The sequence below is a fragment of the Mycobacterium marinum genome (assembly GCF_003391395.1).
Taxonomy (GTDB): domain Bacteria; phylum Actinomycetota; class Actinomycetes; order Mycobacteriales; family Mycobacteriaceae; genus Mycobacterium; species Mycobacterium marinum.
On sequence record NZ_CP024190.1, the window covers coordinates 899,953 to 923,859 of the forward strand.

The window sequence follows — 23,907 nt, forward strand, 5'->3', positions numbered from 1 at the left end:
CTTAGGGCCCCCGGAAGCGGGTCAGAGGCCGCCAGGGTGGCCGCCCGTGCCGCCGGAGCTGCCTCTATTGCCTACTGGCGCCTTACTGGAGCCGCCGCTGCCGCCCGCAACCTGTTGGCCGTTCAAGGTGCTGGCGCCGCCTTTGCCGCCGGTGCCGCCGCTGCGGCCGACGCCGCCGCCGGTGTCACCGCCGTCGCCGCCCTTGCCGCCGTCGCCGCCGTATCCGCCGTATCCGGCGTTACCAAGGCCGCCGGTGCCGCCGTTGCCCCCCATACCGCCAACACCGCTGTAGCCGGTGCTGGAACCGCCGTCGCCGCCGCGACCAGCATTGCCTCCCGTGGCGCCGTTACCGCCGTTGCCGCCGTTGCCCCCCCTACCGGCAACGCTTTCGAATTCGGTGGTGCCACCGCCTTTGCCGCCGTTGCCCCCCACGCCACCAGTGGAGGTGCCGTTACCGCCGCCGCCGCCGGTGCCGCCGTCGCCGCCAGTGGCTCGGAAACCGTCAGCTGCGCCGCCGGCGCCGCCGCGGCCCCCGGTGCCTCCGGTGGTGCCAGAGCCGCCAGCGCCGCCGCCGCCGCCGCTGCCGCCGGTGGCTTGGAAACCGCCACCTGAGCCGCCGGTGCCGCCGGCACCCCCAGCGCCGGCGATCACCCCGTTGCCGCCCTTGCCGCCATTGCCGCCGTCGCCGCCGTGGATGGCGCCGTTCGCGCCGCCGTTGCCGCCGCGCCCGCCTGCGCCACCGGTGTTGCCGTTGCCGCCGTTGCCGCCGTTGCCGCCGTTGCCGCCGTTGCCGCCGTTGGGGTTGACAGTGTTAAAGGTCCCGATGCCGTTGCCGCCGTTGCCGCCGTCGCCACCATCACCTCTGATCGCGCCGTCGCCGCCGTTGCCGCCGTTGCCGCCGTTGCCGCCGTCGCGATTCGTGAAGAAGCCGTTAACGCCGTTGCCGCCGTTGCCGGCGTTGCCGCCGCTGCCGCCGTTGCCTCTGACTATGCCGTTGCCGCCGTTGCCGCCGTTGCCGCCGTTGCCGCCGTCGCCGCCGTTGTTGAAACCGTTACCACCGGCGCCGCCGCGCCCGCCGGCGCCACCGGTGGCACCGGTACCACCGTCGCCGCCGCTGCCGCCGCTGCCGCCAGCGATATTTGACCCGTTGCCGTGCCCGCCATCGCCGCCGTTGCCGCCGTTGCCCCCCAAGCCGGTGGCCAAGGTGCCGTTGCCGGCGTTGCCGCCCTTGCCGCCGTTGCCACCGCTGCCGCCGTTGACGCCGTTGTCGCCGTTGCCGCCGTTGCCGCCGTTGCCGCCGGTGAGACCTTCTCCGCCCTTACCGCCGGCACCACCGTTCATGCCAGCACCTATGCCGTTGCCGCCGTTGCCGCCGTCGCCGCCGTCGCCTCGGATGGTGCCGCCGCCGCCGAAGCCGCCGTTGCCGCCGTTACCGCCGGTGCCACCACTGCCGCCGTTGCCGCCCTTACCCCCGGTGCCGCCGGTAGCGCCGTAGCCGCCCAAGCCGCCACCGCCGCCGTTGCCGCTGTTACCGCCGGTGGAGCTGTTGCCGGGGCCGCCGTTGCCGCCGTTGCCGCCGTTGCCGCCGTTGCCGGTGACAATGTTGCTGGCGGCGGTGACGCCGCCGTTGCCGCCGGCGCCGCCGGCGCCTCCCAAGCCACCGTTGCGGCCGTTTCCGCCGTTTCCGCCGGCCCCGCCAGCGCCGCCGGTGACGTCGCCGGTGCCGCCGGATCCACCATCCCCGCCGCGCGCGCCAGCGGGGACGACCTGGGCGCCGTGGCCGCCGTTCCCGCCTCGGCCACCGTTCCCGCCGATGGTGCCCTTGCCGCCGTCCCCGCCGTGGCCGCCAGCGGTGGATCCGATGGCGGCGCCGCCGTCGGCGCCCCTGCCGCCGTTGCCGCCGTTGCCGCCGTTGCCTCTGGCTCCGTCCAGACCTCCGACAGCTTTGGTGGTGGCGTCGCCGCCGGTGCCGCCGGTGCCGCCGGTACCGCCGGTGCCGCCTGAGCCGCCGTTGCCGCCGTCACCACCATCGCCTGGCGAGACCCTGGGACGTCCAATGGCGGCTGCTTGGCCGTCGGCGCCGTTGCCGCCGTTGCCGGCTTTGCCTCCTTGGCCGCCGTCGCCTCCTTGGCCGCCGGTGCCGTTGTGGTATCCGGTTGCGTGCGCTTTTCCGCCGTTGCCGCCATCGCCCCCGGCGCCCCCGGCGCCGCCGTCGCCGCCGCGGCCGCCCCCTAAGCCGGTTGCGGCGGCCTGTGATGTGCCGGTAGCCCCCGCACCGCCGGTGCCGCCGGCCCCGCCGCTTCCGCCGTTTCCGGCGTTTCCGTTGAGGTAGCCACCGTCGCCGCCGTTGCCGCCGGCGCCGCCGTGGCCGCCAACGGCGCCGGGGGAGCCCGCGGTGGTTGCTGCGGTTCCGTTGCCGCCGGTCCCGCCGTTGCCGCCGTCGCCGCCGTTGCCGAAGGCACCGCCGTCGCCGCCGTGCCCGCCGGCACCGCCGTCAAAGCCGGCCGGGTGGGCGGTGGTGCCGGCGCTGCCGCTGCCGCCGTCGCCGCCGTCGCCGCCGTTGCCGCTGATGGGGCTGTAGCCGCCGAGGCCGCTGAGTCCGATGGTCTCGCCGATTCCGCCTTTACCGCCGGCCCCGCCGACCCCGGGGTCACCGCCGTTGCTGCCATCGCCGCCGTTGCCGCCGATGGTGGCGGCGCCGTTGCCGCCGCGGCCGCCATCGCCGGCTAGCCCGCCGGCCCCACCGTTGCCGCCGACCCCTCCGGCGCCGTGGGTGCCGTCGGTGTAGCCGGCCGCTTGCGCTTTGCCGGCCACTCCGCCGTGCCCGCCGTCGCCGCCGTCGCCGCCGTGTCCGCCGTGTCCGCCGTCGCCGCCTCGGCCGCCGTTGGGGCTGGTGGTGGTGCCGTTGTCGCCGGCGCCGCCGTTGGCGCCGGACCCACCGTCACCCCCGCTGCCGCCGTTACCGCCGTCACCACCGTCGCCGCCGTCGCCGGCCAGGGCCCCACCGTTGCCGCCGTACCCGCCGGCGCCGCCGGCGTTGCCGGCGCTGCCGTCGGTGCCCGAGCCCCCTGGGGTGATCGCGGTCAGCCCGCGTGTTCCGTTGACACCGTCACCGCCGTCGCCGCCGTCGCCGCCGTTGCCGTAGGCCCCGCCGTTACCTCCGGTCCCGCCGGCCCCGCCGGCGATATCGACCGCACCCCGCCCGCCGTTTCCGCCGCTTCCGCCGTCCCCGCCGCTGGTGGGGCTGTGCCCGCCAAGGCCGGTGAGTCCGGTAATCGAACCGCTACCGCCGGTGCCGCCGACCCCACCGGCACCGGTGTTACCGCCGGCCCCGCCGTCGCCGCCGGCCCCACCGAACCCGACCGCACCGTCTCCACCGCGGCCTCCGTCACCGGCGAACCCACCAGCCCCACCGACCCCGCCGTTGCCGCCGGCGCCGCGGGTTCCGTCGGCGTAGCCGGCCGCTTGTGCCTGTCCACCGGCCCCGCCGTTACCGCCGTCGCCGCCGGCCCCACCGGCCGCGCCGGATCCGCCGTCCCCGCCACGGCCACCGTTGGGGTTCGCGGCGGTGCCATGATCCCCGGCCCCACCGTTCGCGCCGGACCCACCGAAACCACCGGTACCGCCGGCCCCGCCGTCCCCGCCGTCCCCACCGGCGCCGGCTTGGGTGCCCCCGGCCCCGCCGGCGCCGCCCGCGCCACCGCCGCCGCCGGCGAATCCCTGCGTGCCGGAAGCGCCCGCGGTGGTGGCGTCGACCCCATTGCGTCCGTCGCCGCCGGCTCCGCCGGCCCCGCCGTCCCCGCCGTCGCCGTAGGTCCCGCCGGCCCCGCCATCCCCGCCGGCCCCGCCACGGCCACCCTCAAAACCCACACCGCTGGTGCCCGAACCGCCCGCGCCGCCGGCCCCGCCGTCCCCGCCGTCGCCGTAGAACCCGCCCTTGCCGCCGTTACCGCCGGCCCCGCCGGCCGCGTCGCCCCGCGCGATCCCGTCACCACCGGCCCCACCGGCGCCGCCATTGCCATACTTGCCGCCGTTACCGCCGGCCCCGCCACGCCCGCCGGTAGCGGGACTGTCACCGCCGTCGCCACCGGCGCCGCCGTCACCGCCGCTGGTCGGGCTATGCCCGGACAAGCCGGTAAGGCCGGTGCTCGAGCCGGCGCCGCCGGACCCGCCGGCCCCACCGGTCCCGGTGTCACCGCCATGGCCGCCGTCCCCGCCGGCCCCGCCGCCGGTCGTGTATGCGTCACCACCCGCGCCGCCAGCCCCGGCCAGCCCGCCGGCCCCGCCGGCGCCGCCAGATCCGCCGGCGCCGCGAACGCCGTCGCTGTAGCCGGCCGCCAATGCCTGACCACCGGTCCCACCGCTACCACCACTACCGCCGGCCCCACCGCCGGCACCGGACCCACCGTCACCCCCGCGGCCACCATCAAGGTGGGCGATGGTGCCCCGGTCTCCGGCCGCGCCGGCCGCACCCGAGCCGCCGGCCCCACCGTCGCCGCCGGTGCCACCGGCTCCGCCGTCGCCCCCGTGGCCGGCCAGGGCACCGCCCAGGCCGCCGGTCCCGCCATCACCACCGGCGCCACCGTCGTGGCCGGCGGTGCCCGAGTCGCCCGCAGTGATCGCGGTCAAGCCCCGCGATCCGGCGATCCCGTTGCCGCCAGCCCCGCCCGCACCACCATTGCCGTAGAGACCGCCGTTGCCGCCAGCCCCGCCGGTTCCGCCCAGCACCGCGCTGTCCGCCCCGCGGCCTCCGCTACCGCCATTACCGCTCAGTGGGCGGGCACCTTCGCTGCCATGAGCGCCCGCGATCGAGCCGGCCCCGCCGGCGCCGCCAGCACCACCCACACCGGTGGTGCCGCCATCACCGCCGGCACCACCGGTACCGCTGCCACCACCGGCAAACGTGCCCGTGGCCCCGGCACCACCATCACCGGCCAGCCCACCGGCCCCACCGGCACCGCCGGCCCCGCCGGCACCCTGGCCGCCGAACAAACTGATCAACCCGCCCGCACCCCCGGCGCCGCCGGTCCCCCCGGCCCCGCCGGTACCGCCATCACCGCCATCTCCGCCGTCACTGCCCAACACCAGCCCGTCCGCGCCGCCACCACCGGCACCGCCGACACCCCCGACACCGCCAGCACCCCCGTCGCCGCCGGCACCGGCCAGCCAGCCGCCCCGCCCCCCAACGCCCCCATCACCGGCACGGCCGCCATCACCACCGGTCTGGCCCGCACCCCCGGTGCTACCGCCATCACCGGCACCACCGCCACCCCCGGCCCCACCGTGGCCGATCAGCCCCGCCGCACCACCAGCCCCGCCGGTACCGCCGACACCACCACCGCCGACCTCACCACCCACCCCACCGGCACCACCAGCCCCGCCGCCGCCATAAACCAACCCGCCCTGCCCACCACCACCACCAGCACCGCCATCTAGACCCATGCCCTGCCCACCAGCACCGCCGGCCCCGCCCGCACCCCACAACCACGCCCGACCCGCCCCACCACCAACACCACCACTAACCGCACCCACCCCACCGGCACCACCATCCCCGCCGGCACCCCACAACCAGCCACCATTGCCGCCCACCCCACCCGCACCGCCAGCCCCCGAGCCGCCGCTGAGCCCGCCCGCACCACCGGCCCCGCCTCGCCCGATCAACCCCGCCGAACCACCCGCCCCACCGTTTTGACCCACCCCGCCCGAACCCCCATTACCCCCGTTGCCCCACAACAAGCCCCCCGCCCCACCGGCTTGACCGGTCCCGGCCGCCCCATCAGCGCCATCACCGATCAACGGCCGCCCCCACAACGCCACCGCCGGCCCGTTCACCGCCCCCCACACGCCCTGCTCAATCACCCCTAGCGGCGACAACGTCCCCACCGCGGCCGCCTCAGCCCCCGCATACGCCCCCGCCCCGGCCCCCAACGCCCGCGCGAACCGTTGCTCAAACTCCGCCCACTGCCCACACACCGCCTGATACTCGCGACCAAACCCCCCAAACAACGCCGCAATCGCCACCGACACCTCATCACCGGCAGCCGCCGTCACCGACGTCGTCGCCCCCGCCGCCGCCGCATTAGCCGCACCCACCACCGACCCAATCCCGGCCACATCGGTTGCCGCGGCCGCCACCCACTCCGGAACCACACTCACAAACGACACAACACCCACCGCCCATCCGCCCAAAGGCAAAGACCCGACCCGCACCCAACCGGTCCAAACACGCTATAACCGCAGGTCAGCGATGCATCCGTAGAAAAATCAGATCGTCGAAAGTTGAGTAGCACCGCTCCCGCACGCCGCCCACCAGCGTCTTAGCCACCCCAACCCGAACTGCACAAACAACCACCGGCAACCACCAAACCCGTCTCAACACCGAGATGGACGGACACGCCCTGCAGTTGGGACTACCCGGAGCTCAGGGACGGTGGCGCTCGCATCATCGCCGGCTGAGGTGACCAATTCCGGTCGATGTATGTTGCGGCGAAGGCGTTGAGAGCCGGCTTGCGGGCGCACCTCCCGGCGATCGGAACCGGGATCGGTGGCGGCACGTGTTAGCGCGCCTAGTTGGGGCTACTTAGGCGTTGTCCGCGATCCACTCGGTAGTGAACTTCTGTTCTACGGTCACCAGCTGGCTCAGCTCGGTGCCGATCATCCGTTCCAGCTTGCCGCCGACCAAAGGGATGCGTACCTGGACGGTGAGTTGCAGCGACAGTCGGGAGCCGCCCGACTTGGGGTTGGGCGTAAGGACTCCGGTGCCCCACAGATTCACCGGTGCATCCACGATCGACCCTGCGATGGACGCCGTTGCGGTTCCATCGTTGACCGGCCCCCAGGTTTCCTCACGCCGGATGCACAGATCTCCGCGGTGCAACTGGGTGACCAGGCCCGGCAAGTTGTGGCTGAAGACGGTCTGCAAGGTGACTACTTCGATGGTCCCGTCGTGTCCGGGCTTGCCGTCCACCCGCATCGACTCCAGGGTTGCGACGTCCACTGGAGTTTCTGCCAGCCGGGCCCGCCAGTATTGCTCCTCGTAGAAAGCCTGGAGGACTTCGGTGACGCTGCCTTCGTAGTTGGCTGACACGTCGAATGAACGCGGCATAGCTGGCCAGGCTACCGTTACGGGCCATGAAACGGCGCGATGTCGGTTCGCTATTCGCCGGTGCGCGCGTCGCCGAGTCGGTGCCGCTGGCGCCATTGACCACGTTGCGGGTGGGGCCGGTCGCGCGGACGCTGGTCACCTGCGACACCACCGATCAGGTGGTTGGCGTGCTCCGGGAGCTCGATGACCGTGCCCGAAACGGAGACTGCGGGCCGGTGTTGGTGTTCGCGGGCGGCTCCAATGTGGTGATCGGCGACGCCCTTGCCGACCTGACCGTGGTGCGGGTGGCCAACGACCGGGTCACCATCGACGGAAACCTGGTGCGCGCGGAGGCCGGCGCGGTGTGGGACGAAGTGGTGGTCGCGGCGATCGAACGCGGTCTGGGCGGTCTGGAATGCCTGTCGGGCATTCCCGGATCGGCCGGGGCGACGCCGGTACAAAACGTTGGCGCCTACGGCGTGGAGGTGTCCGACGTCATCACCCGGGTCCGGCTATTGGACCGCAGCACCGGCGAGGTGAGCTGGGTGCCCGCCGCCGACCTGTCTTTCGGCTACCGAACCAGCGTGCTCAAGCAAGCCGACGGGCTGGCGCTGCCGGCGGTGGTCCTAGAGGTGGAGTTCGCGCTGGATGCCTCGGGCCGCAGCGCCCCTCTGCGCTACGGCGAGCTGACGGCTGCGCTGGGCATGAATAGCGGCGAGCGTGGCGAGCCGCGGGCGGTCCGCGATGCGGTGCTGGCGCTGCGGGCGAGAAAGGGCATGGTGCTCGACGCCGCGGACCATGACACCTGGAGCGTGGGGTCGTTTTTCACCAATCCCGTGGTCGCGCCCGAGATCTACGAACGGCTGGCGGCCCAGACCGGGGAGTCGGTCCCGCACTACCCGGCGCCGGACGGCGTCAAGCTGGCTGCCGGCTGGCTGCTGGAGCGGGCCGGGTTCGGCAAGGGTTATCCCGGCGACCCGCACGCCCGATGCCGACTGTCCAGCAAGCACGCACTGGCTTTGACCAATCGCGGTGGCGCGACGGCAGCGGACGTTATGGTATTGGCCAGGACAGTGCGTGACGGAGTTCGTGATGTGTTTGGTATCACACTGAAACCGGAGCCCGTTCTGGTTGGTTGCGCGTTGTAGCTGCTACTTTTGGCCCGGAGCCCGTCTGGAGCATCGTGTTGCGACGGGTACGGGGCCGCTTGAGGACCGTTTGCGCGCTATTGCGCCCGGTATCTTGGAATCCCGTGAACACATCCAGCGCACCCAAGAGTCAGGCGCCGATCAATAGGCGCATGGCTTTGATGGCCCTTGGGGCCGGTGTGTTGGCGCCAAATGTTTTGGCCGCCTGTTCGGGCAAGGTCGCCAAGCAGGCCGAGCAGAAGGCGCCCGAGGCGCCGCGGCTGATCTTTCGGCCGACCGATGCCGCTGGCGACGTGCTGCCGATCGATCCGGTCAGTGTCGAGGTCGGCAACGGCTGGTTCCAGCGGGTCGTGCTGAAGAATCCGTCCGGCAAGGTCATCGCCGGTGCCTACAACCAGGAACGCACCGTCTACACGGTCACCGAACCACTGGGCTACGACACCACCTACACCTGGAGTGGTGCGGCTGTCGGCCACGACGGCAAGGCGATTCCGGTGGGGGGCAAGTTCACCACCGTGACGCCGGACAAGCAGATCGACGGGGGCTTCCAGTTAGCCGACGGGCAAACTGTCGGGATCGCGGCGCCGGTCATCATTCAATTCGATGCACCGATCACCGATAAGGCGACCGTGGAACGCGCGCTCCACGTCACCGCCAACCCGCCGGTGGAGGGGAGTTGGGCCTGGTTGCCCGATGAGGCCAAGGGCGCCCGGGTGCACTGGCGCCCGCGCGAGTACTACCCCGCGGGCACCACGGTCAGCGTCGACGCCAAGCTCTATGGGCTGCCGTTCGGCGACGGCGCCTACGGTGCCCAAGACATGACGTTGAACTTTCAGATCGGGCGCCGCCAGATCGTGAAGGCCGAGGTCCCCTCCCACCGCATTCAGGTCGTCACCGATGAGGGAGTCATCATGGACTTCCCGTGCAGCTACGGCGAGGCCGACCTGGCGCGCAACGTCACCCGAAACGGTGTCCATGTGGTGACCGAGAAGTACTCGGACTTCTACATGTCCAACCCGGCCGCCGGATACAGCAACGTGCACGAGCGCTGGGCGGTGCGGATCTCCAACAACGGTGAGTTCATCCACGCCAACCCGCAAAGCGCGGGCGCGCAAGGCAACAGCAACGTCACCAACGGTTGCATCAATCTGTCGACGTCCAACGCTGAGGAGTACTTCCACTCGGCGATATACGGCGACCCGGTTGAGGTCACCGGCAGCACGATCGAGCTGTCCTACTCAGACGGCGACATCTGGGACTGGGCGGTGGACTGGGACACCTGGTTGTCGATGTCCGCGCTGCCGGCTCCGTCGGCGCGTACGCCTGGTACGCAGATCCCGATCACGGCGCCGGCCACCCCGTCGACTGCCCCCAGCCTGTCGGGTACACCGACCACACCGAGCACTACTACACCTGGTGGTTAGCCCGTCGGGTCGCTGAGGCCTGGTCACGCGGCCGGATGATGATCTGATCCAGGTTGACGTGCGGGGGGCGTGAGGCCACGAACCCGATCACTTCGGCGATGTCGGCGGCCACCAGCGGAGTCATCCCGGAGTAGACCGCGTCCGCGCGTTGCTCGTCGCCGTCGAACCGGACCAACGAGAACTCCGTTTCGACCGCGCCGGGTGCAATCTCGGTGAGTCGCACCGGCAGGCCCAGGAGTTCGCCCCGCAGGGTGCGGTGTAGCGCGCCCTGGGCGTGTTTGGCGGCGGTGTATCCGGCGCCGCCGTCGTAGATCTCCAGCGCCGCAATGGAGGTGACGGTCACGATCAGCCCGTCGCCGGAGGCGATCAGCTTGGGTAGCAGCGCGCGGGTTACCCGCAACGTGCCCAGCACATTCGTCTCCCACATCCAGCGCCAATGCTCGAGATCGGCGTCGGCCACCGGTTCCAGCCCTTTGGCGCCACCGGCGTTGTTGACCAGGACGTCAACGCGGCTCAGTCCGTCCGCCAAGGCCGCCACTGCCGCACCGTCAGTGACATCCGCCACAATTGGGGTGCCCCCGATCTGATCGGTCAGCGCAGTTATCCGGTCCGCGCGACGAGCCACCGCGACCACGTGAAACCCTTGCGCGGCAAGAGTTCTGGCGGTTGCTTCGCCGATCCCGGAACTGGCGCCGGTGACCACTGCGACTCGGTTTCCAGCGTCAGTAGTTGTCATCGGGCACACTCTAGTAAACGTGCTAAATTCGCGGTGTGTACCACAGTGCCATGTTCAGCAGCACCGCCCCGCGTCGCTTCGCGGGCGCCTGTTGTTGCCGCTGACTTTGCCGCGCCTGACTCAGCTCAGCATGTGCGGCCAGGGACCCGGCCAGTTGACTCAGAACAAGGACGCCTGTGCACTCGACTACCCTCACCGCCCATCATTCTGGTCATAACGGCCAGCCACGTTCCTACCGTCAGGTGGTGGCCCCGTCATTGCACCTCGCGGATTCCGCGGCGGCCTCCGTGTTTCGGGCCGTGCGATTGCGCGGACCGGTTGGCCGCGACGTCATCGCCACCACCACCTCGCTGAGCATCGCGACGGTGAACCGCCAGGTCATCGCGCTACTCGATGCGGGCCTGCTGCGGGAGCGCGCCGACTTGGCGGTTTCGGGGGCCATCGGGCGTCCGCGAGTGCCGGTCGAGGTGAACCACGAGCCGTTCGTGACGCTGGGTCTGCACATCGGTGCGCGTACCACCAGCATCGTGGCCACCGACCTGTTGGGGCGCACCCTCGACACCGTCGAAACCGCGACACCGCGCAGTTCGGCCAGCAGTGCGCTGGCGTCCCTGGCCGACAGTGCGGGCCGGTATCTGCGGCGCTGGCATCGTCGTCGTGCCCTGTGGGTGGGGGTCGCGATCGGTGGCACGGTGGATGACGCCAGCGGCCACGTCGACCACCAACGACTCGGCTGGCGGCAGGCACCGGTGGGGCCCGCGCTGGCAGACGCCTTGGGGCTTCCGGTCTCGGTGGCATCCCACGTCGACGCGATGGCCGGAGCCGAACTTCTGCTCGGTACCCGGCGCCTCGCGGGGGGGTCATCGACCAGCCTGTATGTCTACGCTCGCGAAACCGTGGGTTATGCGCTGGTGATCGACGGGCGGGTGCACTGTCCGGCCAGCGGCCCGGGCACGATCGCGGGTTTGCCGGCCCACTCCGAACTGCTCGGCGGTACCGGCCAGCTCGAGTCGACGGTGAGCGACGAGGCGGTGCTGGCCGCTGCCCGCCGTCTGCGCATCATCGCGGCCACCCCGCAGGCCCGTACGAACGGCTCGGTCACCGCGATGACCGACTTGCTGCGCGTGGCGCGGGCGGGAAATCAACAGGCCAGGGAGCTGCTCGCGGAGCGGGCTCGAGTGCTCGGCGAGACGGTTGCGTTGCTGCGCGACGTGCTCAACCCCGATGAACTCGTGGTGGGTGGCCAGGCATTCACCGAGTACCCGGAGGGGATGCGCCAGGTGGAAGAGGCGTTCACCGCTCGATCGGTGCTGGCCCCGCGCGACATCCGCGTCACGTCATTCGGAAACCGGGTGCAGGAAGCGGGAGCGGGCATTGTGTCCCTAGGCGGGCTGTATGCCGATCCGCGCGGGGCGATGCGTCGTTCTGGGGCACTGAACACCCGGCTGCGGCAGGCCGAACCCGAAGCCTCGGCGTAGGAGGGCCTGACGTGCGCCCCATGCGTGCGGGGGCCGGTTCCGCGGGCGAGTCCTGTAAAGATGATGGTGTGCGGCCCGATGATGTCTCCCGGCTAACCGCCGACGCCGTCGTGCGCAGGATTGCCCTGCTGGCTGTGCACACCTCGCCGCTGGCGCAGCCGGGCACCGGTGACGCCGGGGGCATGAACGTCTACGTGCTGCAAAGCGCGCTACACCTGGCCAAGCGGGGGATCGAGGTCGAGATTTTCACCCGGGCCACCGCTTCGGCGGACCCGCCGGTCGTGCGGGTGGCGCCCGGTGTGCTGGTGCGCAATGTGGTGGCGGGACCATTCGAGGGTCTGGACAAATACGACCTGCCCACCCAGTTGTGTGCGTTCGCGGCCGGGGTGCTGCGCGCGGAAGCCGCCCACGAACCCGGGCACTACGACATCGTGCACTCGCACTATTGGCTGTCCGGCCAGGTCGGCTGGCTGGCCCGCGACCGCTGGGCGGTCCCTTTGGTGCATACCGCCCATACGCTGGCGGCGGTGAAGAACGCGGCGCTGGCCAACGGTGATGCACCGGAGCCGCCGCTGCGCACCGTTGGCGAGCAGCAGGTGGTCGACGAGGCTGATCGGCTCATCGTCAACACCGACGATGAGGCCAAGCAATTGATCTCGATTCACCGTGCGGATCCGGCCCGGATCGACGTCGTGCATCCCGGTGTCGACCTGGAGGTGTTCCGCCCCGGCGACCGTCAGCAGGCGCGAACCGCGCTGGGGCTACGGCCCGAGGAGAAGGTGGTGGCCTTCGTCGGGCGGATCCAGCCGCTGAAGGCGCCCGACATCGTGCTGCGTGCTGTGGCCAAACTGCCCGGGGTGCGGATCATCGTTGCCGGGGGCCCCTCGGGCAGTGGACTGGCATCCCCGGACGGTTTGGCTCAACTCGCCGACGAACTCGGCATCGCCGAGCGGGTGACATTCCTGCCGCCGCAGTCCCGCACGGATTTGGCTCGCGTGTTCCACGCGGTTGATCTGGTCGCGATACCGAGCTATTCCGAGTCGTTTGGCCTGGTCGCTGTGGAGGCCCAGGCGTGCGGAACGCCGGTGGTGGCGGCCGCGGTCGGCGGGTTGCCGGTGGCGGTTCGTGACGGGGTCAGCGGGACTCTGGTCTCCGGACATGACGTCGACCAATGGGCGGCGGCGATCGACGGGCTGCTGCGAAGCAATGCCGGCGCGCAGGGCGCGCTGATGAGTCGGGCTGCGGCCGAGCATGCGGCCACGTTCTCTTGGGAGAACACCACAGACGCGCTGCTGGCCAGTTACCGCCGCGCGATCGGCGACTTCACCGCCGGGCGCCGCCGCAAGGTTCGCGACCCGGTGGCGGCTCGCAAACCGCGTCGCTGGACGGCTCGGCGCGGAGTCGGCGCGTGACCCCCACCACGCCGCAGAGCCAGTCCGTGCAAGCGGTGATCGAGGACACGCTTAAGGTCAACGAGCTGAGCTACACCCGACATCAGGGCGCCCACGGCGGGCTGGCCGGCCTGATCGTCGAACTGCCGGGGGAACGCAAGCTCAAGACCAACACCATCCTGAGCATCGGTGAGCACTCGGTACGCGTGGAGGCTTTCGTCTGTCGAAAGCCGGACGAAAACCATGAAGGTGTCTACCGGTTCTTACTCAAACGCAACCGCCGCCTTTACGGGGTGGCATACACGCTGGACAACGTCGGCGATATCTACCTGGTTGGGCGCATGTCCTTGGCCTCCGTCGACGCCGACGAGATCGACCGAGTGCTCGGGCAGGTGCTCGAGGCGGTGGACTCGGATTTCAACACGTTGCTGGAGTTGGGTTTTCGGTCTTCGATTCAAAAAGAATGGGAATGGCGGATTTCCCGGGGCGAGTCGTTGAAGAACCTGGAGGCGTTCGCGCATCTGATCGACGACGAGGATGACCGAGAGGACCGGGCTCCGGCGACGTGAGAGACTTGCCGGCATGGGAGACACCGGGACGTTGGTGCTGCTTCGCCATGGCGAAAGCGACTGGAACGCTCGCAACCTGTTTACCGGCTGGGTCGACGTCGGCCTGACCGAGAAGGGCCGGGCCGAGGCGGTACGAAGCGGCGAATTGCTGGCCGAACAGGATCTGCTGCCCGATGTGCTCTACACCTCGCTGTTGCGGCGCGCGATCACCACTGCGCATCTGGCGCTGGACAGCGCCGACCGGGTGTGGATTCCGGTGCGCCGCAGCTGGCGGCTCAACGAACGTCACTACGGGGCGCTACAGGGGCTGGACAAGGCAGAGACCAAGGCCCGCTACGGCGAAGAGCAGTTCATGGCCTGGCGGCGCAGCTATGACACTCCACCGCCACTAATCGAGAAGGGCAGTGAGTTCAGCCAGGACGCTGACCCCCGCTACGCCAACATCGACGGCGGGCCGCTGACCGAATGCCTGGCTGACGTGGTGGCCCGGTTTCTGCCCTACTTCACCGACGTCATCGTCGGTGACCTGCGGGCCGGCAAGACGGTGTTGATCGTCGCGCACGGCAACTCGCTGCGCGCGTTGGTCAAGCATCTGGACCATATGTCCGATGAGGACATCGTCGGACTCAACATCCCGACGGGCATTCCGCTGCGCTACGACCTGGACGAATGGCTGCAACCGTTGGTGCCCGGGGGTACCTATCTGGACCCGGAGGCGGCCGCCGCGGGGGCTGCCGCGGTGGCGAGTCAAGGCGCGGCAAAAGCCTGATTTCTGGCGCCGATAGGGCCAGTCGCTAAACAATGCGTGAACGGCAGCAGAACACATGCGGCCGAGGATGTGACTTGTCCTGATTTGGCCGCGCAGCGCTAGGGCTGCGTTCACCAGATTTGTAGGATTTTGTTTGTGACTGTGTTCTCGGCACTGTTGCTGGCCGGGGTCTTGTCCGCGCTGGCGCTGGCCGCAGGTGTCGCGGTCGGGGCCCGGCTGTCACAGCGGCTGGTGCGGCGCCGCCAACAAGCGTCCACCGAGTGGACTGGCATCACCGTCGCGCAGATGCTGCAACGCATCGTCGCGCTGATGCCGATGGGTGTCGCGGTGGTCGATAGCCATCGGGACGTCGTCTACCTCAACGACCGGGCCAAAGAGCTGGGCCTGGTGCGGGACCGGCAGCTCGACGACCAGGCGTGGGAGGCCGCACAGCAGGCGTTGCGGGGCAGCGACGTCGAGTTCGATCTGTCACCTGGAAAGCGTCCGGGCGGCCGGTCCGGACTATCGGTGCACGGGCAAGCCCGGTTGCTCAGCGAGGAAGACCGGCGCTTCACCGTGGTCTTCGCTTACGACCAGTCTGACTATGCCCGCATGGAGGCAACCAGACGTGATTTCGTGGCCAACGTCAGCCACGAACTCAAGACCCCGGTCGGTGCGATGGCCCTGCTCGCCGAGGCCCTGCTGGCATCTGCCGATGACTCCGACACGGTTCGGCGGTTCGCCGAGAAGGTGCTGATCGAAGCCAATCGGCTGGGCGACATGGTCGCGGAATTGATCGAACTATCGCGCCTGCAGGGGGCCGAGCGGTTACACAACGTCACCGACGTTGACGTCGACACCATTGTCTCGGAGGCGATTTCTCGCCACAAGGTGGCCGCCGACAACGCCGAGATCGAGGTGCGCACCGATTCGTCTTCCGGGCTGCATGTACTGGGGGACCAGACCCTGCTGGTGACCGCGTTGGCCAATCTGGTCTCCAACGCAATCGCCTACTCGTCACCGGGCTCACCGGTGTCGATCAGCCGCCGTAAGCGCGGCGACAACGTCGAGATCGCCGTCACCGACCGGGGTATCGGGATCGCGCTGGAAGACCAGGAGCGAGTCTTCGAGCGGTTCTTCCGGGGCGACAAGGCTCGTTCGCGGGCTACTGGTGGGAGCGGACTGGGGCTAGCCATCGTCAAGCACGTCGCCGCCAACCACAACGGCAGCATCGGCGTGTGGAGCAAGCCGGGAACGGGGTCCACGTTCACCCTGTCCATCCCTGCCAGTTCGGCGCCCGACGACAGCGATCAACCTGACCAGCCGCGGGCCCGCGACGCGCGGCCCAATCGGTCACAACGAGAGGAAGAGCTAAGTCGATGACCCGCGCTAATGACCATGCAGAGCGAAGCGATGAAGAGGAGTGGCGCCGATGACCCGCGCTTACGACGATGCAGAGCGAAGCGATGAAGAGGAGTGGCGCCGATGACCCGCGCTTACGACGATGCAGAGCGAAGCGATGAAGAGGAGTGGCGCCGATGACTAGCGTGCTGATCGTTGAGGACGAGGAGTCATTGGCCGATCCGCTTGCGTTTCTGCTGCGCAAGGAGGGCTTTGAAGCCACCGTGGTCACCGATGGCCCGGCCGCGCTGGCGGAGTTCGATCGCTCGGGTGCTGACATCGTGCTGCTCGACTTGATGCTGCCGGGCATGTCGGGCACCGACGTGTGCAAGCAGTTGCGTGCCCGCTCCAGCGTGCCGGTCATCATGGTGACCGCCCGCGACAGCGAGATCGACAAGGTGGTTGGGCTCGAGTTGGGCGCCGACGACTATGTGACCAAGCCGTATTCGGCGCGCGAACTGATCGCCCGAATCCGGGCGGTGCTGCGCCGGGGCGGCGACGACGATTCCGAAGTCAGCGACGGCGTACTGGAGTCCGGACCGGTGCGCATGGACGTCGAGCGCCATGTGGTGTCGGTGAACGGTGACGCGATCACATTGCCGCTCAAGGAATTTGATCTCCTGGAATACCTGATGCGCAATAGTGGGCGGGTGCTGACCCGCGGCCAGCTGATCGACCGGGTCTGGGGCGCGGACTACGTTGGCGACACCAAGACGCTCGATGTCCACGTCAAGCGCTTGCGCTCCAAGATCGAAGCGGACCCGGCCAATCCGGTGCATCTGGTCACGGTGCGGGGCCTGGGCTACAAGCTGGAGGGCTGATATAGATCGAGCCCGAGCGGTCGGCGACCACCTCGTCGGCGACCGCCAGCGCCAGCGCCATGATCGATATCTGCGGGTTCACCTCCGGGCAGCTGGGCAGGATCGACGCGTCGGCGACCCATACTCCGTGGACCCCGCGCAGCCGGCCGGTTGCGTCGACGGGGCAGATTTGCGCGTCGGCGCCGGCGGCGGCGGTTCCGGTCGGGTGGAAGGCGGCCAGGTGCAGATTTCTCGGGTCGCTGCGCTGCAGCGCATCCTGAAGTGCTGCCGGTGATGTCACCGTGGGGGCACCGGGCAGTCCGGTGAGCACCTCGACCGCACCCGCGGCAAAGAGCAGCCGGCCGATGGCTTGTACCGCCACCCGTAGTTTGGCGATGTCGTCCGGGGCCACTTGATAGTGCACAACGGTTTCGCCGCGTACCGACCGCACCGAACCGGCACCACGATCGGCGACCATCGCACCGAAAGTCGCGACCTGAGGCGCCCGATCCAGCCAGTCGAGCAGCTCGGTGCCGTAGCCGGGAAAAACCATCGAACCCATCCCCGGTGGTGTGGCGGTCGCTTCGATCAGGACGCCGTCTGACTCGTGGAACTCGTGGACCGCCGCGCTCTGCAGGACGCCGCGCCAAGCGTAGACATCGTCGTCGAAGCGGCCGGCCAGCATGGTGGCCGGATGCAGCGCGAGGTTGCGGCCGAGTCGAGGGTGGCTGCCAAGGCCGCTGCGTCGCAACAGCGTCGGTGTTTCGGTGGCCCCGGCGGCGATGATGACGATGTCGGCGAGCACGTCGATCGCGGTGCCGTCCGGGCGGCGGGCGCGCACGCCGCGGGCCCGTCCCCCCTGATGCAGCACCCGCTGTACCCGCGCGTCGGAGATGATCCGGGCGCCGGCCGCGCAGGCCTGGGGAAGTGCGTTGAGATGCACGCCGAACTTGGCGTTGCTGGGGCAACCGATCGCGCATTGGCAACAGCCGGCGCATCCCGGAGCATTGCGGGGGATAGGTGCGGCCTGCCAGCCCAGCGATGCGGCGGCATCCAGTAGCAGGTTTCCGTTGCGGCCCATGATGTCGCGCGGCGCGGGTGCGACCTGCAAGGCGTGTTCCACGTCGTCGAGGCGGCCGGCCAGTCGGTCCGGATCGGCCAGATCGAGCCCGAACTCATCGCGCCAGCGTTGTTGCACGGCCAACGGCGGCCGGAAACAGGTGCCCGAGTTGACTACGGTGGTGCCACCGACCGCTCGGCCCATCGGCAGTATTACGGCCGGACGTCCCAGCGCGATGGTGGCCCCGCCGCCGCGATACAGGCCGGCGTAGCGGTCTATCGGGTGGGTGGTGCGGAACTCCCGCACCGTCCAGCGGCGGCCCTCCTCCAGCACGACGGTGCGCAAGCCGGCACGGGCCAGGGTGCGGGCCGTCATGGCGCCACCGGCGCCGGACCCGACGATCACCACGTCGGCGGTGACCACCGAAGGGCTATCCGGGGAAGCGGTGATGTCCAGCGCCGCATCGGAACGCGCGGCGTCGTGTGCCTGGGCGCGGGCAAGCAAGTCCGGTGCGTAGGTGTCGGCACCGTTGGCCAGCAGCGCGACCGCTTTGAGCCCTTCCAGCGCGGCGCTGGTGTCGGGATTGATCGCCGCGACTCGGCGCAACACCTGTTCGCGTTGGGCGGGTTCAAGCCGGGCCAGGGATCGGCCGGTGGTCAGGTAGCTCGCGGCCGCCAGCGACACCAGCCCGGCGCGCACGGCCAGCCGTGAGGTGGTCGGCAGCTGCGACAGGTACCGGTCGACGCGCTCGGCGAATTCGGCCGACGTCGGGCCACCGCGTTCCTCGGGCAACAACGCGGCGCCGAACGAGGCCAGTGCGGCCTGGGTGCGGCTCATATCCGGGTTGCCAGCCGGCTACCGAGCCGTCGGCCGAGCTTGATGAAGAACGGATACGTCGCGAAGATGCCTCCGGCCGCCGCGTGCAGCGGCCACTGTGCCTGGTCGGTATCCACGTTGAACACCCCGCTGTTCCACATGAAGTCGCGGCCGTTGCGGGCGCGGAACGGCCGCCACAGCAAGCCCAGCCCGGGCACGTTGTTGTACAGACCGAACGAACCCGCGAAGAAGACCCCGAGGGCGGCGGCTTCGGCGAGGTCGCGGCGGTCTTCGTCGAGGTGGCGCTCGATGAGCACTCCGCAGGCGAACAACAGCGGTGGGTCCAGCAGAAAACTCATCGGTACGTCCTTTCATTCATGTTCATCGGCGTTCATCGACGTTCATTGACGGCCGGCGCCTTGGCATCGCGGGTATCGCGCAGGCCGACTTCGGCGTGCCCGGTTCCCAACACCGACCAGCTGCGTTCGATGACCCGGTTGCCGCCCCGGGTGCGGCTGATTTCGACGTGGACGTCGGCCCGTTCGGTGTTGGTGCACACCGCTTTTCCCCCATCGGGATCGGTGTATTGCAGGCTCACGCACCTCTCGGCCGGTTGGTCGACCCGGATCAGCACGTCACGGCCATCGATGCGGCCCTCCAGCTGCCAATGTGCAATGCCGAGGGTGGTGCGCATCCGCAGGGACGGCAACGGGCTTGCGGGCCAATCTTTTCCATCGATGCGGAAGCGGACGAACGCCAACGGTGCGAGCCGGCGCAGTCCGGGTTTGTGCGACACCGCGGTGACGACCTCCAGCACGTCACCGTGACCGAGGTCGGCGTGGATCCATCCCCAGCGTTTGGCGTTGCCGTGCCCGTAGATGTGGGCGACCCCGCCGCGCCAGCCGCCGATCGGGTGGCTGGTATCGCCCACCGTCAGCGAGCCGCTGAATTCAGCGGTGGGGGCGAGCACCACCTGGGCGCCCGGCAACAACTCGCGCTCCCATGCGACCCGCGGGAACGTCCACAGCGGCGCGGCGGCGTCCTTCCATGACAAGTCCCAACTCAGTGAACCCGCTCGGCCGGTGAGCGATTCGTGAGCCGCCCGCGCGCCTGCCGCCTCGAACCAGGCGGCTCCCGTCGCCGGCCCGACCGGCGCGGGGCCGAAACGTCCGGTGCGGGGCGGGCCGTCCGGCGGGAACCACGTTGCCCATCCGTGCGCGTAGGGCGCGTCACCGGTGGTGGGTGCCACGGTTTCGTAGTGGACCCATAGTCCGGCCTGGGTTGAGGGATCCGACAGGGTCGCATACCAGACTTCCAGGCGCCCTGGTTTGCCCTGCCAGCGCGGGGCTACCGCCGATCGCATTTCCTCGTCCACCCGCTTCACCTCCGGTGTTGCCATGCGGCGCGACACGCTCTTGGTTGTGGTTGTGCCGTCGGTCCATCCACTATATTGGTTGAGCCAATGAACCAGTCAAGTATTTTGCAGCCGCCGGATCGTCAACGGGTCGACGAGCAGATCGCCACCTCGATCGCCGACGCGATCCTCGACGGCGTTTTTCCGCCTGGCTCCGCGCTGCCGCCCGAGCGGGAGCTGGCCGAGCGGCTCGGCGTCAACCGGACGTCGCTGCGCCAGGGTTTGGCCAGGTTGCAGCAGATGGGCCTGATCGAAACCCGGCAGGGGAGTGGCAACGTAGTGCGCGACCCGCAGAGCCTTACCCATCCCGCGGTGGTCGAGGCGCTGGTGCGCAAGCTCGGTCCCGACTTCCTGGTCGAAGTGCTTGAAATTCGGGCGGCTCTGGGGCCGCTGATCGGCCGCCTGGCTGCCGAACGGAACAGCTCTGCGGACGCTGAGGCGCTACGCGCTGCGCTGGCGGCGGTGGCCGACGCCGACACTGCGCCGGCGCGCCAGGCCGCCGATCTCGCCTATTTTCGGGTACTCATCCACGGCACCCGCAACCGCGCTTTGGGATTGCTGTATCGCTGGGTCGAGCAGGCCTTCGGTGGCCGCGAGCACGAGCTGACCGGCGCCTATGAGGATGCGGACCCGGTGATCGCCGATCTGGCGGCCATCAATGACGCTGTGCTGGCGGGTGACCCTGAGACGGCCGCCGCGGCGGTTGAGGGATACCTGAACGCGAGCGCATTGCGCATGATCATGTGCTACCGCGGCGCCTATGCCGGCGAGGAGCCCGGGCGGTAGCGTCGCGCGCCGTTACTCGGCCGCCCGCGTCGCCGGATGTACGGCGACCAGACCCAGCTGGCTTCGGCGTTTGCACACGGCGGCCAGTTCGGCGTACGCCTTGGCGCCGAGCAATTCGGTGAGCTCATCGGCCAGGCTCTCCCACACCTGCTTGCTTCCGACATGGGCGGCCGGATCGCCGGTGCAATACCAGTGCAGGTCGGCGCCGCCGGAGCCCCAGCCGCGTCGGTCGTATTCGGTGAGTGTGGTTTTGAGGATTTCGGAGCCGTCTGGCCGGGTCACCCATTCCTGGCTGCGCCGGATCGGCAATTGCCAGCAGACATCGGGTTTCATGGTCAGCGGAGCAACACCGAGTTTGAGGGCTTTGCTGTGCAGCGCACAGCCGGTGCCGCCGGCAAATCCGGGACGGTTCAAGAAGATGCAGGCGTCCTTGTGCTTGCGGGTGCGGTACTGAGGCTGGTCATCGTGCTCATCGAGCTCCAGGTAGCCCTTGCGGCCCAGGCCTTTGTCCCGATATTGCCAATCGTCGTCGGTCAGCTTCTTGACCGCGTCATCCAACCGGGCGCGGTCGTCATCGTCGGACAGGAATGCGCCGTGTGAACAACATCCGTCGTGCGGCCGGCCGGCCACGGTGCCCTGGCAGGCCGGGGTGCCGAAGACACAGCTCCAGTGCGACAGCAACCAGGTCAGGTCGGCCGCGATCAGATGCTCGGGATTGTCGGGGTCGTAGAATTCCACCCACTCGCGGGGGAAATCGAGTTTGACCTCTTGTCCCGGCTGCACCGTCTTCAGGCACGAGTTTGCCACGGTTACAACGTTAGTCCACAGTCATGCTTCGCGGCGCTGCTGCGGTTGCGCGCGCGTCGGCGAGCTTGCCGGCCGGTATTGCCGGGCAACTCAGCGGGTCGCACGGCGGGCCGCATTGCCGCACGACTAGGTTGATTTCGTGCGATTGGGCGTGCTCGACGTGGGCAGCAACACGGTCCACCTACTGGTGGTTGATGCTCACCGTGGTGGCCATCCGACCCCGATGAGTTCGACGAAGGCGACTTTGCGGCTGGCCGAGGCCACCGATAGCTCGGGCAACATCACCAAGCGTGGCGCCGACAAGCTGGTGTCCACGATCGACGAGTTCGCCAAGATCGCCGCCAGCTCGGGCTGCGCGGAGCTGATGGCCTTCGCGACATCGGCGGTCCGAGAGGCGGAGAACTCCGATGACGTGTTGTCGCGGGTGCGCAACGAAACCGATGTCGAATTGCAGGTTCTCAGCGGTGTCGACGAGTCGCGACTGACCTTCCTGGCGGTGCGCCGCTGGTTCGGCTGGAGCGCGGGGCGCATCATCAACCTCGACATCGGCGGCGGCTCGCTGGAGTTGTCCAGCGGCGTGGACGAAGAGCCCGAGGTGGCGCTGTCGCTCCCGCTAGGCGCGGGACGGTTGACGCGGGAATGGCTGCCCGACGATCCGCCCGGCCGGCGCCGGGTGGCGATGCTTCGGGATTGGCTGGATGCTGAGTTATCGGATGCCGGCGTGACGATGCTGGACGCGGGCATCCCGGACCTCGCGGTGGCTACGTCCAAGACATTTCGCTCGCTGGCGCGACTCACCGGCGCAGCGCCGTCGGCCGCCGGACCACGGGTGAAGAGGACCCTGACGGCCAATGGCCTCAGACAACTCATATCTTTCATCTCTAGGATGACCACCGCTGACCGTGCAGAACTGGAAGGAGTCAGCGCCGAGCGGGCGCCGCAAATCGTGGCGGGGGCTCTGGTGGCGGAGGCAAGCATGCGAGCGCTCTCGATAGAAGCGTTGGATATCTGCCCGTGGGCGCTACGAGAAGGTGTTATTTTGCGCCGACTCGACAGTGAAGCCGATGGGACCGCCTTCATGGAAACTTCGCCGGTGTTGACTTCGGTGCGCGATGCTAGAGGTCAGGTAGTAGATCGGAACGCTGCAGGCCGATCGAGAGGCAACAAACCATGACTGGACCACACTCCGAGACGGAGGACACCAAGCAGATCTCGGTGGCCGAACTGCTGGCCCGCAATGGCAACGTCGGTGCCCCGGCGGTCACCCGGCGCCGCCGCCGCCGCCGCGGTGACACCGACTCGATCACGGTCGCCGAGCTCACTGGTGAAATTCCGATCATCCGGGACGATCATCACGATGAGCGAAGCGCGCCCAGTGCGCCCGCCGAAACCACCGAGACTGTCGCACCGACAAGCCAAGCCACGCCCGGCAACGGCCGAGTCGAGGTCGACGAGCCTGCACCCGCATCGCGCGTGCAGCCCGAATCGGTCGTAGCACCGGCCGAAGCCGCCGAGCCCCCGCCGGCCGCCGAGGAATCGGCGGCCGGCCAGGCCGGCAGGGGGGCGTATTGGTCGGAGCCCGAGCCGCGCTGGCCGAAATCGGAGCCGATCACCCGGACCACGGCGGGTCCTGAGCGCAGTGAGTACCCCAGACCCCTGCGCCACACCGGGGATGGCGATGCCGCGGGGCAAGGGCCCGGGGCTGAGGACATGAGCCCCGACCCGGTGGGCCATTACGGCGATACATCGGTGGATGTCTCCGACTCCGAAGCGGAAGCCGAGGTCGAGGATTCCGCCTACGTGCGTTCTTTTCTGCAGGCGTCGGAGGGGATCTCCGATCAGGCTCTCTATGGCGGGCAGTCCCTGGCCGATGAGGTGGCGCGGCGGCGCGGGGAGTCGTTCCCGTCGACGTTCGACGAGGAAGAGGAAGAGGCCGAAGCCGACGAGGAACAGGGCGCGCGCCCGTTGTCGGGCAAGCTCGCGGCTCTGTGGCGCGGCACGCTGGTAGTGCTGCAGTCGATCTTGGCCGTGGTGTTCGGTGCGGGTCTGTTCATCGCGTTTGACCAGCTGTGGCGCTGGAACAGCATCGTCGCGCTGGTGCTCTCGGTACTGGTCATCCTCGGCCTGGTGGTCGGGGTTCGGGTGGTTCGCAAGACGGAGGACATCGGAAGCACATTGATAGCGGTTGCCGTGGGTGCGTTGATCACCCTGGGTCCGTTGGCCTTGTTGCAATCGGGCTAGGCGG

18 protein-coding genes are annotated in these 23,907 nt (G+C 69.6%); 11 read left to right on the forward strand and 7 right to left on the reverse strand.

Going from position 1 to position 23,907, the window contains the following annotated elements; all coding sequences use genetic code 11:
- Positions 1 to 21 precede the first annotated feature (21 nt).
- Positions 22 to 6,165 carry a PE family protein gene (locus CCUG20998_RS03785; RefSeq protein WP_116269159.1) on the reverse strand — a complete coding sequence of 2,048 codons (6,144 nt, stop codon included), beginning with the start codon at positions 6,163 to 6,165 and terminating at the stop codon, positions 22 to 24.
- A gap of 415 nt (positions 6,166 to 6,580) precedes the next feature.
- Positions 6,581 to 7,105, reverse strand: a complete 525-nt coding sequence (locus tag CCUG20998_RS03790) for a DUF2505 domain-containing protein (protein ID WP_020731759.1) — start codon at positions 7,103 to 7,105, stop codon at positions 6,581 to 6,583.
- Between the two features lie 26 nt (positions 7,106 to 7,131).
- Between CCUG20998_RS03790 and CCUG20998_RS03795 the strand changes: the two genes are divergently transcribed.
- Entirely contained in the window at positions 7,132 to 8,232 is a 1,101-nt protein-coding gene (locus CCUG20998_RS03795; protein WP_012392749.1) for a UDP-N-acetylmuramate dehydrogenase, read from the forward strand.
- A gap of 152 nt (positions 8,233 to 8,384) precedes the next feature.
- On the forward strand, positions 8,385 to 9,656 hold the full coding sequence (locus CCUG20998_RS03800; RefSeq protein ID WP_231389843.1) for a L,D-transpeptidase: 1,272 nt from the start codon (positions 8,385 to 8,387) through the stop codon (positions 9,654 to 9,656).
- Here CCUG20998_RS03800 and CCUG20998_RS03805 read toward each other — a convergent pair.
- Positions 9,640 to 10,392, reverse strand: a complete 753-nt coding sequence (locus tag CCUG20998_RS03805; protein ID WP_012392751.1) for an SDR family NAD(P)-dependent oxidoreductase — start codon at positions 10,390 to 10,392, stop codon at positions 9,640 to 9,642. The two genes, CCUG20998_RS03800 and CCUG20998_RS03805, sit on opposite strands and share 17 nt — an antisense overlap.
- Before the next feature lie 176 nt (positions 10,393 to 10,568).
- Here CCUG20998_RS03805 and CCUG20998_RS03810 point away from each other — a divergent pair, with 176 nt between their 5' ends.
- The 6 genes from CCUG20998_RS03810 to regX all read left to right on the forward strand — a co-directional run bounded on the left by CCUG20998_RS03810 (position 10,569) and on the right by regX (position 16,800).
- Positions 10,569 to 11,870, forward strand: a complete 1,302-nt coding sequence (locus tag CCUG20998_RS03810; RefSeq protein WP_015354462.1) for an ROK family transcriptional regulator — start codon at positions 10,569 to 10,571, stop codon at positions 11,868 to 11,870.
- 20 nt (positions 11,871 to 11,890) lie between these two features.
- The gene (mshA, locus tag CCUG20998_RS03815; RefSeq protein WP_373145915.1) at positions 11,891 to 13,282 is read left to right on the forward strand and encodes a D-inositol-3-phosphate glycosyltransferase; all 1,392 of its coding nucleotides are present in this window, start codon (positions 11,891 to 11,893) and stop codon (positions 13,280 to 13,282) included.
- On the forward strand, positions 13,279 to 13,830 hold the full coding sequence (locus CCUG20998_RS03820) for a type III secretion system chaperone family protein (protein ID WP_012392754.1): 552 nt from the start codon (positions 13,279 to 13,281) through the stop codon (positions 13,828 to 13,830). The genes mshA and CCUG20998_RS03820 overlap by 4 nt, the downstream gene beginning before the upstream one ends.
- A 13-nt stretch (positions 13,831 to 13,843) precedes the next feature.
- Positions 13,844 to 14,599 carry a phosphoglyceromutase gene (locus CCUG20998_RS03825; protein ID WP_103654077.1) on the forward strand — a complete coding sequence of 252 codons (756 nt, stop codon included), beginning with the start codon at positions 13,844 to 13,846 and terminating at the stop codon, positions 14,597 to 14,599.
- Between the two features lie 135 nt (positions 14,600 to 14,734).
- Positions 14,735 to 15,961, forward strand: a complete 1,227-nt coding sequence (locus CCUG20998_RS03830; protein ID WP_012392756.1) for a sensor histidine kinase — start codon at positions 14,735 to 14,737, stop codon at positions 15,959 to 15,961.
- Between the two features lie 155 nt (positions 15,962 to 16,116).
- Positions 16,117 to 16,800, forward strand: coding sequence for a two-component sensory transduction protein RegX (gene regX, locus CCUG20998_RS03835; RefSeq protein WP_011742113.1), 684 nt, complete (start codon positions 16,117 to 16,119; stop codon positions 16,798 to 16,800).
- Here the strand turns inward: regX and CCUG20998_RS03840 are convergent.
- Genes CCUG20998_RS03840 through CCUG20998_RS03850 form a run of 3 tightly spaced genes read right to left on the reverse strand, consistent with a single transcriptional unit; the run spans position 16,763 to position 20,030 of the window.
- Positions 16,763 to 18,676 carry a GMC family oxidoreductase N-terminal domain-containing protein gene (locus CCUG20998_RS03840; RefSeq protein WP_103654078.1) on the reverse strand — a complete coding sequence of 638 codons (1,914 nt, stop codon included), beginning with the start codon at positions 18,674 to 18,676 and terminating at the stop codon, positions 16,763 to 16,765. The genes regX and CCUG20998_RS03840 overlap by 38 nt on opposite strands.
- Positions 18,673 to 19,014, reverse strand: coding sequence for a hypothetical protein (locus CCUG20998_RS03845; protein WP_011742115.1), 342 nt, complete (start codon positions 19,012 to 19,014; stop codon positions 18,673 to 18,675). Before CCUG20998_RS03845 ends, CCUG20998_RS03840 begins: the two co-directional genes overlap by 4 nt.
- Positions 19,015 to 19,046: 32 nt before the next feature.
- Complete coding sequence (locus CCUG20998_RS03850; protein ID WP_020731767.1) at positions 19,047 to 20,030, reverse strand: hypothetical protein; 984 nt, start codon at positions 20,028 to 20,030, stop codon at positions 19,047 to 19,049.
- Positions 20,031 to 20,117: 87 nt separating this feature from the next.
- Here CCUG20998_RS03850 and CCUG20998_RS03855 point away from each other — a divergent pair, with 87 nt between their 5' ends.
- Positions 20,118 to 20,855: a FadR/GntR family transcriptional regulator gene (locus CCUG20998_RS03855; protein ID WP_020731768.1), complete on the forward strand. Its 738-nt coding sequence runs from the start codon at positions 20,118 to 20,120 to the stop codon at positions 20,853 to 20,855.
- Between the two features lie 12 nt (positions 20,856 to 20,867).
- Here the strand turns inward: CCUG20998_RS03855 and CCUG20998_RS03860 are convergent, their stop codons facing one another.
- Positions 20,868 to 21,662, reverse strand: a complete 795-nt coding sequence (locus CCUG20998_RS03860; protein WP_036457027.1) for a DUF3109 family protein — start codon at positions 21,660 to 21,662, stop codon at positions 20,868 to 20,870.
- 139 nt (positions 21,663 to 21,801) lie between these two features.
- Between CCUG20998_RS03860 and CCUG20998_RS03865 the strand changes: the two genes are divergently transcribed.
- A complete protein-coding gene (locus tag CCUG20998_RS03865) occupies positions 21,802 to 22,836 on the forward strand; it encodes a Ppx/GppA family phosphatase (protein WP_020731770.1) in 1,035 nt (344 codons plus the stop codon).
- A complete protein-coding gene (locus tag CCUG20998_RS03870; RefSeq protein ID WP_020731771.1) occupies positions 22,833 to 23,903 on the forward strand; it encodes a hypothetical protein in 1,071 nt (356 codons plus the stop codon). The genes CCUG20998_RS03865 and CCUG20998_RS03870 overlap by 4 nt, the downstream gene beginning before the upstream one ends.
- The last annotated feature ends 4 nt before the right edge of the window (positions 23,904 to 23,907 follow it).

Excerpts from the sequence above, each read along its gene's own strand:
- regX (WP_011742113.1), top strand. The coding sequence starts at position 16,117 with ATGACTAGCGTGCTGATCGTTGAGGACGAGGAGTCATTGGCCGATCCG.
- mshA (WP_373145915.1), top strand. The coding sequence starts at position 11,891 with ATGCGTGCGGGGGCCGGTTCCGCGGGCGAGTCCTGTAAAGATGATGGT.
- CCUG20998_RS03855 (WP_020731768.1), top strand. The coding sequence starts at position 20,118 with ATGAACCAGTCAAGTATTTTGCAGCCGCCGGATCGTCAACGGGTCGAC.
- CCUG20998_RS03795 (WP_012392749.1), top strand. The coding sequence starts at position 7,132 with ATGAAACGGCGCGATGTCGGTTCGCTATTCGCCGGTGCGCGCGTCGCC.
- CCUG20998_RS03805 (WP_012392751.1), bottom strand. The coding sequence starts at position 10,392 with ATGACAACTACTGACGCTGGAAACCGAGTCGCAGTGGTCACCGGCGCC.
- CCUG20998_RS03790 (WP_020731759.1), bottom strand. The coding sequence starts at position 7,105 with ATGCCGCGTTCATTCGACGTGTCAGCCAACTACGAAGGCAGCGTCACC.
- CCUG20998_RS03870 (WP_020731771.1), top strand. The coding sequence starts at position 22,833 with ATGACTGGACCACACTCCGAGACGGAGGACACCAAGCAGATCTCGGTG.
- CCUG20998_RS03800 (WP_231389843.1), top strand. The coding sequence starts at position 8,385 with ATGGCTTTGATGGCCCTTGGGGCCGGTGTGTTGGCGCCAAATGTTTTG.
- CCUG20998_RS03845 (WP_011742115.1), bottom strand. The coding sequence starts at position 19,014 with ATGAGTTTTCTGCTGGACCCACCGCTGTTGTTCGCCTGCGGAGTGCTC.
- CCUG20998_RS03825 (WP_103654077.1), top strand. The coding sequence starts at position 13,844 with ATGGGAGACACCGGGACGTTGGTGCTGCTTCGCCATGGCGAAAGCGAC.
- CCUG20998_RS03840 (WP_103654078.1), bottom strand. The coding sequence starts at position 18,676 with ATGAGCCGCACCCAGGCCGCACTGGCCTCGTTCGGCGCCGCGTTGTTG.